Source organism: Streptomyces sp. NPDC000880 (assembly GCF_053599675.1).
Map to the genome: position 1 here is coordinate 1 of NZ_JBSFMS010000171.1, position 12,171 is coordinate 12,171.

Annotated in this window: 11 protein-coding genes; all 11 read left to right on the plus strand. The window is 69.7% G+C overall.

Annotated elements, in window-relative coordinates:
* Nucleotides 1-485: 485 nt before the first annotated feature.
* The 11 genes from ACWDO5_RS33050 (at nt 486) to ACWDO5_RS33100 (ending at nt 12,061) form a co-directional block, all read left to right on the plus strand.
* On the plus strand, nt 486-785 hold the full coding sequence (locus ACWDO5_RS33050; RefSeq protein ID WP_450534243.1) for a hypothetical protein: 300 nt from the start codon (nt 486-488) through the stop codon (nt 783-785).
* Nucleotides 786-1,159: 374 nt separating this feature from the next.
* Nucleotides 1,160-1,864, plus strand: a complete 705-nt coding sequence (locus ACWDO5_RS33055; protein ID WP_450534244.1) for a FadR/GntR family transcriptional regulator — start codon at nt 1,160-1,162, stop codon at nt 1,862-1,864.
* Nucleotides 1,865-2,219: 355 nt separating this feature from the next.
* Complete coding sequence (locus ACWDO5_RS33060) at nt 2,220-2,903, plus strand: aspartate/glutamate racemase family protein (RefSeq protein WP_450534245.1); 684 nt, start codon at nt 2,220-2,222, stop codon at nt 2,901-2,903.
* A complete protein-coding gene (locus ACWDO5_RS33065; protein ID WP_450534246.1) occupies nt 2,900-4,372 on the plus strand; it encodes a four-carbon acid sugar kinase family protein in 1,473 nt (490 codons plus the stop codon). Before ACWDO5_RS33060 ends, ACWDO5_RS33065 begins: the two co-directional genes overlap by 4 nt.
* Nucleotides 4,366-5,232 (plus strand): class II fructose-bisphosphate aldolase, encoded by an 867-nt coding sequence (locus ACWDO5_RS33070; protein WP_450534247.1) that lies wholly within the window; start codon nt 4,366-4,368, stop codon nt 5,230-5,232. The genes ACWDO5_RS33065 and ACWDO5_RS33070 overlap by 7 nt, the downstream gene beginning before the upstream one ends.
* A complete protein-coding gene (locus ACWDO5_RS33075; protein WP_450534248.1) occupies nt 5,229-6,818 on the plus strand; it encodes a sugar ABC transporter ATP-binding protein in 1,590 nt (529 codons plus the stop codon). The genes ACWDO5_RS33070 and ACWDO5_RS33075 overlap by 4 nt, the downstream gene beginning before the upstream one ends.
* Before the next feature lie 55 nt (nt 6,819-6,873).
* Complete coding sequence (locus ACWDO5_RS33080; protein ID WP_450534249.1) at nt 6,874-7,905, plus strand: ABC transporter permease; 1,032 nt, start codon at nt 6,874-6,876, stop codon at nt 7,903-7,905.
* Complete coding sequence (locus ACWDO5_RS33085; protein ID WP_450534250.1) at nt 7,902-8,996, plus strand: ABC transporter permease; 1,095 nt, start codon at nt 7,902-7,904, stop codon at nt 8,994-8,996. The genes ACWDO5_RS33080 and ACWDO5_RS33085 overlap by 4 nt, the downstream gene beginning before the upstream one ends.
* A 71-nt stretch (nt 8,997-9,067) precedes the next feature.
* Complete coding sequence (locus ACWDO5_RS33090; RefSeq protein WP_450534251.1) at nt 9,068-10,090, plus strand: autoinducer 2 ABC transporter substrate-binding protein; 1,023 nt, start codon at nt 9,068-9,070, stop codon at nt 10,088-10,090.
* A gap of 61 nt (nt 10,091-10,151) precedes the next feature.
* Nucleotides 10,152-11,066, plus strand: coding sequence for an NAD(P)-dependent oxidoreductase (locus tag ACWDO5_RS33095; protein WP_450534252.1), 915 nt, complete (start codon nt 10,152-10,154; stop codon nt 11,064-11,066).
* A 92-nt stretch (nt 11,067-11,158) separates the two neighbouring features.
* A complete protein-coding gene (locus ACWDO5_RS33100) occupies nt 11,159-12,061 on the plus strand; it encodes an NAD-dependent epimerase/dehydratase family protein (RefSeq protein WP_450534253.1) in 903 nt (300 codons plus the stop codon).
* Nucleotides 12,062-12,171 lie beyond the last annotated feature (110 nt).

The following is a 12,171-nucleotide window of genomic DNA, read 5'->3' on the forward strand; positions in this document are numbered from 1 at the left end:
CGGCGTCACTGCCGAGCAGCACAGAATCTGACCTCCTCGGACGCCGAGTGGCGCAGGGTCAGCGAGTCCATCGACTTCGACACCCAAAGGACGCCCGAAGGCTTGACCCCCGGAAGTTGACGGTGCGCTACTACCTGACGCATTCATCGAGTCCCGTAGCCGTGCTTGCCACTGATACAGCTCGTCCAGGTGGCTCGCCGCGTCCGGATTCCAGATGGCGGCGTCCTCGCCGGTGGTGAACCGCACGGTCTCATCGTCGCGGTGCGGCGCCGCTGCCGGCCGGAGTTCCGGGGTAGTACTCGACGAGGGCGGGGGCCGGGGGCGGGGAGTCCCGCCGTCGGTTGCGGTGATCCATCGGCCGGCCGAGGGCGCCACTCCCGCGTCATCACCGCGCGCACCGGTCCTGCAGGTGTCAGACTCGAAGAACGGCAATCGGGGGGCAAGCCGACACTCAGCTTCTGCCACCGTCAGTGAGGGCCTGCGCCATGACCTGGGCATCGTGGACGACCACCGGAATCTACGCGGGAGCCGGTGGCGTCCTCACCGAAGAGGTCGGTGTGATCGGCGGTGACGTGACCGTCCACACCACCTGGTCCGACGGCCAGGCTCAGATCGCCGTTCAATTCAGCGGTGCCTCGGACTGGTACACCATGGCCGGCAGCCCCATCCCGTGCCCGTCCGAAGAGGCCAGCCGCAGCCTCCACCAATCCATCGTGGAGGCGGTGCGTGACGCAGTGGGAGCCGCCCCCGTCTCCGTCGACCAGGACATGGCTCCGCCGGCCTGAGCCGGCCTTGCTGGTGGGCCGCGGCATCTCCCATGCCGAACCGGCGCAGAAGCTGACGCTCAATGAAGCGACGGTGAAGACCTACGTGGCTCGGATCGTCGCCAGGCTCCCTGCGCGACCGGGCCCAGGCCGGACCGCGTGCGTCCCGCGCCCCCGGGCGCGGTGCCTCCGGGCATCGCACACGGGCGGCGGCGCCGGGGTCCATGCTCTGGCGACGCGGGGCTTGCGGGCAGGCGGCGCGGGGCTTCCGGGCAGGTGGACCGGCGGAGACGCCCATGTTTCTGAGACGTTTCTATTGAAACGTTGACTCTGGTTGTTTCGCCACTTACTGTCCTCCTCAAGTCCTCTGACGTGTGAGGTGTGAGGAGTGGGAAATGGTTGAGCGACGGGACCTCGTCGACACGGTGGCTGACGCGCTGATCCGCGACATCACCACGGGCAAGTACCCCGCTGGATCCGCCCTTCCCAACGAACAGGAACTCGCCAGCCTCCTGGGCGTGAGCCGGCCGACCCTGCGTGGGGCCATCAAAAGCCTGAACGCCAAGTCGGTTGTCCAGGTGCACCACGGCAAGGGAATGTTCGTCAACCCGGTTTCCCAGTGGTCTGCGTTGGACCCGCAGCTGCTCTCCTACCGGGTCGGCTCCGACCCTTCGCTGCCCAAGCGCCTGATCGAGGCGCGGCGTTTCATCGAGGCGGCCGCATGCGAACTCGCGGCCACCCGGCGATCCGAGGAGGATCTGGCGGCCCTGGAGAAAACCCTCACCGACATGATCGCCGCGGCCGACACCGCGGATGTCGAGGGCTTCGTCCACGCCGACCTAACGTTCCACCAGATCATCCTCACCGCGTCGCGCAACCCGTTCATCGCGGCGCTGTTCGACCCCATCGGTCAGCTGCTCCATCTCACCCGGACCCAGACCTCCGCCCACCCGGAGATCCGGGACCACGCGATCGAACGGCACCGTCACGTCCTGGCGGCACTGACCAGCCGGGATCCCGAAGCGGCCCGGCTGGCCATGATCCGCCACATGCACCAGACCGAAGACGACTTCGACCAGTACGTCGCTTCATCGGGCTGACCCCCGGCCCTGGATTCGACCGAGCAGTAACCCGCACGCCCTACGAGCCGCGGTTTCCCACCCCCGAAACCGACCTCTCGCACACACCTCAACACCCGTTCCGTCCGCCCCCGGGGCGGGCATGCCTACGCCGCGGCACGTCGCCCTTCGACGCCCCCGCTCAGCATGACACCCCCGGACCGCGGACCGTGCCCGCCCGGCCGACTCCGGCCCGGCGGCAGCCTCCCGCCGTCAGCGCGGGACCCGTAGCTCTGGCCTGCCCGCACCGCCCTCGGTGCGTCCCGTCGCTGTGCCCCCCTGTCCTCGAGCCGGTCCGGCACGAGGGCCGATGCCCCACACCCTGAAGGAGCCTCCGGTGCCTACCGGTCCCTCAATAGCCGTGCTGCACACGAGCTTTGTATTCGTCAACGTCGAACCCATGATCAAGGACTACATAGCGGAGCTGGCGCCCGACGCCGAGGTCCTGCACTTCGTCGACAGCGACGTGCTCGCGACCGTGATGCGCGAGGGGCAGATCTCACCCGCCAGCACCCAGCGCATGGTGCACCTGGCCCAGGCCGCGGAGGCCGCGGGCGCCGACGTCATCTTCTCCGCCTGCTCGTCCCTCGGCCCCACCATCGACGTGGCCCGGCGGCTGGTCTCGGTGCCGATCATCAAGATCGACGACGCAATGACCGAGGCGGCGGTCCAGGCCGGCGACACCATCGGTGTCATGGCGACCGTCCCCACCACGCTGCCGCCGACCCGCGCGCTGATCGAGGAGAAGGCCCTCGCCGCCGGCCGCGCCATCAAGGTGACCGAGCACCTGTGCGAGGGTGCCTTCTCCGTGCTGATGTCCGGCGACCGCGACCGTCACGACGCCATGGTGCTGGACGGCGCCCGCGCGCTGGCCTCCCAGGTTGACGCGATCGTGCTGGCCCAGGCGTCCATGGCACGGCTGGCCCCGGCCATCGCAGATGCGGTCGGCAAGCCCGTGCTCTCCAGCCCGCGCAGCGGCGTGGAGAACGCGGTGCACGTGCTGAACGGGCAGCAGGCATGAGCCTGACCTCGCACCGCCACGACACCGGAGCCGGCCGGGTCCGTCTGGCCGACGTCCTGGCCGGCCTGCCCGAACCGGCCGCCGCCGGAACGTGGCGCGCCCAGCTGGACGAAGCCTTCGCGGCGGACCGCCAGCGGATCGTGGTCCTGGACGACGATCCCACCGGAACGCAGACCGTGCACGGCGTGCCGGTGGTGACCCGGTGGAGCGTGCAGGACCTGCGCTGGGCCCTGACCCGCGACAGCCGGGTGGTATACGTACTGACCAACACCCGCAGCCTGGACGAGGCGGAGGCCGCCGCGGTCAACCGCGAGGCCGTCGCGAACGTGCTGGAGGCCGCGGCTGCCGAGGACGTGGCCGTCAGCGTGATCAGCCGCGGCGACTCCACCCTGCGCGGCCACTTCGCGGCCGAGACCGCCGCGATCACCCAGACCCTCGGGGCGGCCGGCCGGCCGGTCGACGGCATCCTCTTCTGCCCGGCGTACCTGGAGGCCGGGCGGGTGACCGCGCGCGACGAGCACTGGATCGTCGAGGACGACTGGCTGCGCCCGGTCTCCGACTCGCACTACGCCACCGACGCGACGTTCTCCTTCGCCACCTCCCACCTGCCCTCCTACATCGAGGAACTCACGGGCGGCGCAGTGCGGGCCGAGGACGTGGTCAGCATCGGCATCGAGGACATCCGCTCCGGCGGCCCCGACCGGATCGCCACCCTGCTGCGCGAGCTGCGCGACGGACGCCCCGCCGTAATCAACGCGCTGGACGCCACCGACCTGGAGGCCGTCGTCCTGGCCATCCTCCAAGTCGAGGCCGAGGGCCGGCATTTCCTGTACCGAACCGGCCCGTCGTTCGTACGTGCCCGAGGCGGCATCACCGAGCGCCCCCCGCTGCGGGGCGAGGAGATCTACCCCGGCGGGCCGCGCGGCGGGCACGGCTTGGTGGTGGTGGGCTCGCACGTCGCCCTGACCACCAGGCAGGTCAAGGGCCTGATGGACGGCGGTAGCCCGGTGCGCGTCGAGCTGGACGTCCGCTCGGTCCTGGACCCGGTACAAGCCGACAGCGCCGTACGGTCGGCCGTACAGCAGGTGCTGGAAGCGCTGGAGAGCCGGGACGTCCTGCTGGTCACCAGCAGGGAACTGGTGACCGGCGGCGACGGACAGGAGAGCCTCGCCATCGCCCGGGCGGTCTCCCAGGCGCTCGTCACCACCGTTGGCCAGGTCGTGCGCGCCCGGCCCCCGCGCTACCTGCTGGCAAAGGGCGGCATCACCTCCAGCGACCTGTTCACCTACGGCCTGTCGGCCAGCCGCGCGAAGGTCCTCGGCTCGCTGCTGCCCGGCATGGTCTCGCTCTGGCAGGCCGAGGACGGCGCCGACGCCGGACTGCCGTACGTGGTCTTCGCCGGAAACGTCGGCGGTGACGGCGACCTGCTCGCTGCCGTCCGCGTGCTGAACGGAGACACCTCATGCTGACCCTCGACGCGGGCGAGCTGACCGCCGCACGCAAGGAGCGCCGCGCGATCGGCGCGTTCACCACCTACAACCTGGAGACCACGACCGCCCTGTGCCGGGCGGCCGAGGCCACCGGCCAGCCGGTGCTGCTCCAGCTCGGCGCGGGCGTCTTCCGCCATGTCGACCTCGGTGTCCTCACACGCCTGGTCATCGACGCCGCCGGCCGCTCCCCCGCGCAACTGGGCGTCCACCTCGACCACAGCCGTGACCTGCAGGAGATCCAGGCCTGCCTGGACCTGGGCTGCTCCTCGGTAATGGTCGACGGCTCGCATTTGCCCTTCGAGGAGAACATCAGCCTCACCAAGGCCGCTGTGGCCGCCGGACACCGGGCCGGTGCCTGGGTGGAGGGCGAACTGGGCGCCATACCCGGCGACGAGGACCGCTCGGTCGCCGCCCAGCAGCAGGAACTGCTGACCGACCCGGCCCAGGCCGCGGAGTTCGCGGCACGCACCGGAGTGGACGCGCTGGCGGTACAGATCGGCAACGTCCACGGCTTCAGCCACGGCGGCGGCCGACTCGACCTGGACCGGCTGGCCGCCATCGCCGCCGCCGTTCCGGTCCCGCTTGTGCTGCACGGCGCCTCTGGCATCGACGACGACGTGCTGCGCGCCGCGATCGGCCACGGCGTCGCGAAGATCAACGTCAACGCGGAGCTGCGGCGGGCCTGCTTCTCCGCCCTCGAAGAGACCCTGGCACCCGCCCGGGACGACGGCTACCACCTGCAGGGCGTGCTGAACGCGGCCCGGGACGCGGTCGCGGCGGCAGCCGAGAACCGCATCCGGCTGTTCGCCGATCTGCCGCAAGGAGGGCAGGACACATGAGCACCGCCGCACCCATCCGCCCCGGCCAGGCCACGGCCGTCCCCGCACCCGACCGCGCGCTCGGCAGGGGATACCTCGCCGAACACGTGAGCAAGGCATTCTCCGGCGTCACCGTCCTCGACGACTTCTCGCTCGCCTTCCGCCCCGGTGAAGTGCACACCCTGATGGGCGAGAACGGCGCCGGCAAGTCGACCCTGCTGAAGATCCTTTCCGGCATCTACCGGGCGGACACCGGGCGGTTCAGCATGGACGGCACCCCGGTAACGCTGGGCAGCCCGCGTGCCGCCCTGGAGCAGGGTGTCTACCTGGTTCCGCAGGAACCCTCGCTACTCCCCCACCTGTCCGTGGCCGAGAACCTCTACCTCGGCAGCAGTCCCAAGCGCGGCCGCGGACTGCAGCTGCTGGACTGGAAGCGGATGTGGCAAGGAGCCGAGGAGATCCTGCCGCTGGTCGGCCTGTCGGTGGACGTCAAAACCCCGGTCGGCGCCCTCACCATCGCCCAGCAACAACTCCTGGAATGCGCACGGGCCCTGGTCCGTAAATCCCGGGTGATCTTCTTCGACGAACCCACCTCCCCGCTGACAAGCCACGAAGTGGAGCGGCTGTTCGAGGTCATCGGTCAGCTGCGCCAGCAGGGCTACGTCCTCGGCTTCATCAGCCACCGCATGGACGAGGTCCTGGAGATCAGCGACCGCATCTCCGTCCTGCGCGACGGACACCTGATCGACAGCGTCGACGGGCCCGGCGCCGACCCCGCGGACCTGGTGCACAAGATGGTCGGCCGCGCCATCGACCTGGGCCGCCGCAAGGAAACCAGCCACGCGACCGACCAGACGGTCCTCGAGGTCACCGACCTGAGCAGCCCGCCGTCGTTCACCGATGTCTCCTTCACCGTCCGCCGCGGCGAGGTCCTCGGCTTCGCCGGCCTGGTGGGCAGCGGACGCACCGAGATCGCCGAGGCCATGGTCAATCTGCGGGCCCGCACCGGTGGGACGGTCACCGTCGACGGCACCGAGCTGTCCGAGCTGCCGCTGCGCCAGGTCATCGACGCCGGCCTGGTCTACCTGCCGGAGGACCGGGCCAAGAACGGCGCCTTCCTCGACATGACGGTCACCCACAACGTGTCGGCCAGCACTGTCAACCGTCTGCGCTCGTCCCGGTTCGGTCTCCTCGACCTCGGCCGCGAACAGCGCGAGACCGCCGAGATGACGCGCCGACTGAACGTCCGGGCGGCCTCCCTAGACCTGCCCATCCGCTCCCTGTCCGGCGGAAACCAGCAACGCTGCCTGTTCGGCAAGGCACTCCTGACCTCCCCGAAAGCCGCCGTCTTCGACGAACCCACCCGTGGCGTCGACGCCGGCGCCAAGGAGGAGCTCTACGAAGTCATCGACGACCTGGCCAAGGACGGCCTCGCCGTCGTGGTCATCTCCTCCGAACTGGAGGAACTGGTGCGCCTGTGCGACCGCGTCCTGACCGTCTACGAAGGCCGGATCACCGGAGAACTGACCGGTGAGGAGATCTCCATGGCGAACATCGGCCGGCTCATCCTCGGCTCCCCCGACGCCGACCCCGCCCCCGACGCCTGACCGGCCAAACCGACCGTCCCCCCAACCCCCTAGCCCACCCGCGCCAGGAGCGCCAATGTCAGCAACAGCAGCCGTACCGCAACTCTCCCGCACGGCCCCTCCCTTTCACCGGCAGCTGGCCCAGGCCCTCCTGCGCAACCGCTCCGCGCAGCTCGTCGTGGCGCTGCTGGTGATCACCGCGGTGGTCGGATCCGTCCAACCCGGATTCCTCACCCGCGGCAACATCGAGTTCATCATGCTGAACTCGGTCGTCCTCGGGCTCATTTCACTCGGCCAGACGTTCGTCATCATCAGCCGCGGCATCGACCTGTCCGTCGCCCCGATCATGGGCCTGACCGCCGTGGTCACCGGCCTGATGTCCACCCGCAGCGGACTCCCGCTGCCGGCCGCCGTCCTGCTCGCCCTGGCAATCGGACTGCTCCTCGGTGCATTCAACGGCCTCCTGGTCAGCGTCGTGCGCATCCCGCCGATCATCGTCACCCTCGGTACCCTCGGGCTCTTCGGCGGCCTGCAGTTCCTGTACACCAACGGCGACCAGGTCACCAGCGTCCCGCCCGCCTACGCCGGCTTCGGCAACAACACCCTCCTGCCTGGCCTGCCCCAGCCCGTGGTGCTGCTGGCCGTCCTCACCGCGGTGTGCTGGGCGGTCCTGCGCTACACCACCTTCGGCCGGAACGTCTTCGCGGTCGGCAACAACGAACGTGCGGCGCGCGCCGTCGGCATCCCGGTCCGCTTCACGGTCTTCAGTACCTACCTCGTCAGCGGCCTGCTGGCCGGCCTCGCCGGACTGGTCTACATCGCCCACACCGCCGCGGCCACCGCCACCACCGGCACCGCGGAGAACATGCAACTGCAGTCCATCGCCGCGGTCCTGATCGGCGGAACCATGATCAGCGGAGGTCGGGGCGGCGTCCTGGGCGGCGTCCTCGGCAGCCTGTTCCTCTCCCTGGTCCTCACCGCCCTCGTCTTCTCCGGCATTCCGGCGATCTGGAACACCGCAGGCCAAGGCGTCTTCATCCTGATCGCCGTGCTACTCGACGCCCGACTCTCCCGCGCAGCCTCCGGCGTGGAAGGAGCCACCTCATGACCGGCCTGTCCCTAGCCCCGCGCTCCCCTGCCGGCAGCGAAGACCCCACACCCCCGCGCCCCGCCCGGGCCCTGGGCCTGATCAGCCGATTCGGCGGCTGGGAATCCGGCCTGCTGCTGTTGTTCGTGGTCGAACTGCTCTACTTCTCGGTCAGCTCACCGGACTTCTTCAACGGCGGCAACGGCTTGCTGTCACTGTCCCAGCAATTCGTCACCACCGGCATCGTCGCCCTCGGCCTCGCCCCGGTCGTCCTCAGCGGCGGCATCGATCTGTCGGTGGGCTCCACCGCCAGCCTGTCAGGCGTGGTGATGGCAGCCCTGTGGAAGGGCGGCATCAACATCTGGCTGGCCGCGCTCGGCGGCCTGCTGGCCGCACTCCTGATCGGTCTGGCCAACGGCCTGCTGGTGGTACGGGGCCGCCTTGAACCGCTGATCGGCACCCTGGCCGTCGGCTTCATCGCGACCAGCATCGCCACCGGTGTCGCGGGCGACTCCCCGCCCTACGGCTTCCCCGCCTCCTTCACCACCCTGGGCGTCGGCACCCTCGGTCCCGTCCCCCTGCAGCTGATCATCTTCGCGGTGCTCGCCGCCATGGTCCTGCTGCTCATGACCCGCACGGAGTTCGGCCGGTCCATCACCATGATCGGACACAGCGCCAGCGCCGCCCGCTACTCCGGCATCAAGGTCAACGCCCAGCTGACCCGCGCCTACATCTTCTCCTCACTGATGGCCGGCATCGCGGGGCTGCTGCTGGGAGCGTTCTACAGCGCCGTGCGCGCCGACCTCGGCGGCAGCCTGCTGCTGCCCGCACTCACCATGATCGTCCTTGGCGGCGTCGACATCTTCGGCGGCCGCGGCAGGGTCCTCGGCGTCATCGTGGCCGTCTTCGCCCTCGGCTACCTCACCCAGGGCCTGCTCATCTCCGGCTACTCCCAGCTGGCCAGCAACATGGTCGTCAGCGTCGTCATGCTCGTCGCCATCGCGGTGAAGATGCTCGCCGCCCCGGCCGACACCAGCCTCGCCGAGCGACTGCGCCACCGCCTGGGCAACCTGCGCGGCCCCCGCCCCACCACAGGACAGCCCCCGCAGTGACACCCGCCCCGGTCCGCCCCCGGACCGCCGACTCCTACGGCACCACACCCTGCAAGAAAGGCAGAACTGCCATGTCCCGCACCTCCCGCACCAGATGGGTGGCCCTCACCGCTGCCGCCGCCGCGACCATGCTGGTCACCACCGCTTGTGGCACCACCACCGGCACCGGCAGCTCGACCGCCGCCGGCGGCAAGATCAAGGTCGCCATGGTTCCCAAGCTCGTCGGCCTCGCCGTGTTCAAGGCCAACCAGCAGGGGGCCGAATCCGTCGCGAGCGACCTCAACATCGACTTCAAGTACGACGGACCCGTCGACGCTTCCGCACAGGGCCAGGTCCAGGTCTTCAACAGCCTCATCGCCCAGCGCTACAACGTCATCACCACCACCGCCAACAACCCCTCCGTCCTCGCCCCCGCCCTCATCCAGGCGAGGAAGCAGGGCATCAAGGTCATCTCCTACGACTCCGACGTTCTGCCGGAGGCCCGCGACTTCTTCATCCAGAACACCGACCTGCCCGCCATGGGCAAGGCCCTGGTCGACTGCGTCGCCAAGCCCGCCGGGCCGCAGGCCGAGATCGCGATCCTGTCCTCCACCCCGGACGCCACCATCCAGAATCAGTGGATCAAGGCCGTCAAGGACACCCTCAAGGCCGACTACCCCAACATCAAGATCGTCACCACCCAGTACGGGCAGTCCAGCCCCTCCCAGTCCCTCACCGCCGCGCAGAACATCCTGCAGGCCTACCCCAACGTCAAGGCCATCATCGCCCCCGACGGCGCCGCCGAGGCCGGCGCTGCCGAAGCCGTCCAGAAGCTCGGCAAGAGCGGCAAGGTCTTCGTCACCGGCACCTCCGACCCCGCCTCCATCCGGCAGTACGTCAAGTCGGGCATCATCCCCTGCTCACCGCTGTGGGACGAGACCAAGGAAGGCCAGCTCGTCATGCACGTCGCGCGCCTCGCCCACGACGGCAAGATCGGGCCCAACAGCACCTTCACCGCCGGCGACCTCGGCAGCTTCACCGCAAAGAACGGTGTCATCACCTTCTCCAAGCCGCTGATCTTCACCAAGGAGAACATCGACGACTACAAGTGGTGACACCCCCGGCAACCCCGAGCCGGGAAATCCCCGGCAATTCCAACCACGAACAGGAGCGCACATGATGAAGGTCGGGTGGCTGGGGCTCGGCGCCATGGGCCTGCCGATGGCACACCGCCTGCATACCACCGGCACCGCCACGGTCACCGCCTTCGACAGCGCGTCCCGTCCCACGGCCCAGGCTGCGGGCGACGGCCTCACCATGGCCGCATCCCCCGCACAGGCCGCCCGTGATGCCGACCTGATCATGGTCATGGTCCGTGACGCCGCCCAGACCCGTCAGGCCCTGCTCCCGGCCGGAGGCACCGGCCCGCTGCCGGCACCCGGTTCCACCGTGGTGATCATGAGCACCATCGGGCCCGGCCCGGCCCGGGAACTGGCCGCCGCCCTCGCCGACCACGACGTGGCCGTCGTCGACGCCCCGGTCAGCGGCGGCGTGGCCCGCGCCGCCACCGGCGACCTCGTCATCATGGCCGGCGCATCCGACGAGGCCTTCAACCGGAGCCGGCCCGCCCTCGACGTACTGGGCAGTACCGTCGTCCAGGTCGGCCAGAACGCGGGCGACGGCCAGGCCGTGAAACTCGTGAACCAGCTGCTGTGCGGCGTACACATCGCCGCCGCGGCCGAAGCCCTCGCCTACGCCGAATCCCTCGGACTCGACTCCACCGCCGTATGGCAGACCATCCGCGGCGGCGCCGCCGGATCCTTCATGCTCGACGACCGCGGCGAGCGCATGCTCCACCGCAGCTACAGCCCGGTACGCAGCGCCCTGTCCCTCTTCGTCAAGGACCTCGGCCTCGTCGTCGAACAAGCACAACACAGCCACATCCCGGTGCCCCTGGCCTCCACCGCCGCCCAGCTGTTCACCATGGGCGCCGCACAAGGCCTCATCGAGGGCGACGACGCCGGCCTCATCGAGCTCTACCGGCGATGGGGCCCCGGCCCCACCACGGATCACCCCCCAACGACTTCCTGACGCACATCCCGAACGACCGCCGCCGCTCCTGGAACACCACCGGCACGGCACTCCGGCGGAACGACAGCAAGAAAAAGAAAGAGAGAACCACCATGCGAGTCCTCGTAACCGGAGCGCTGGGCAAGGTCGGACGCGCCACTACCGACGCGCTGGTCGCGGCCGGGCATCAGGTGACAGCCTCCGACCTGGCCCGGCCGGACTTCGACCGGCCGGCCCCGGGAACCCCCGACTACCAGCAGGCCGACCTCACCAACCCCGGCGACGCCTTCTCCGTGGTCCGCGGCCACGACGCCGTCGTCCACGTCGCCGCCATCCCCGAGCCCACCCACAACCCCCCGCACGTGGTCTTCCAGAACAACCTCATGGCCACGTTCAACGTCCTCGAAGCCGCCGTCCGCTTCGGCATCAGCCGCTTCGTGAACATCTCCTCCGAGACCGTCCCCGGATTCTTCTTCCCCGAGCGGCCCTTCCTGCCCCAGTACGCCCCGGTCGACGAGGAACACCCGGTCGCGCCTCAGGACCCCTACGCGCTGTCCAAGCTCTTCTCCGAGCAGCTCATGGACGCAGCCATCCAGCGCTCCGACATCCGGGCCATCTCCATCCGGCCCAGCTGGGTGCAGCACAAGGGCAATTACGCGCGCAATCTCGGCCCCCAGATCCGCGACGCGTCCGTGCTCAGCCCCAACCTGTGGAGCTACATAGACGCCTACGACCTGGCCGACGCCATCGTCCTCGCCACCGAATCCGAGCTGCCCGGTCACGAGGTCTTCTACATCGCCTCCCCCGACAACGTAGGCGGTCACGACTTCGCCGAAAACGTCCGCACCTACTACGGCGACAAGATCGAAATCCGCGACCTCGCACGCCCGGACGCCTCCGGCATCTCCTGCGCCAAGGCCCACCGCCTCCTCGGCTGGGAGCCCAAGCGCTCCTGGCGCGACTACCTCGACGCCGAGGGCAACCCCCTGCCCGAAAGCACCACCCCCAACAACTAACCCCCTCACTCCCAGGCCACGAAGCGACCGGACCCCGCAGCAACGACGGCACCACCATCACCCGTGCCGGAGCGGTGCGTTAAGAACACGACCACGGCGGCCGAATAAAG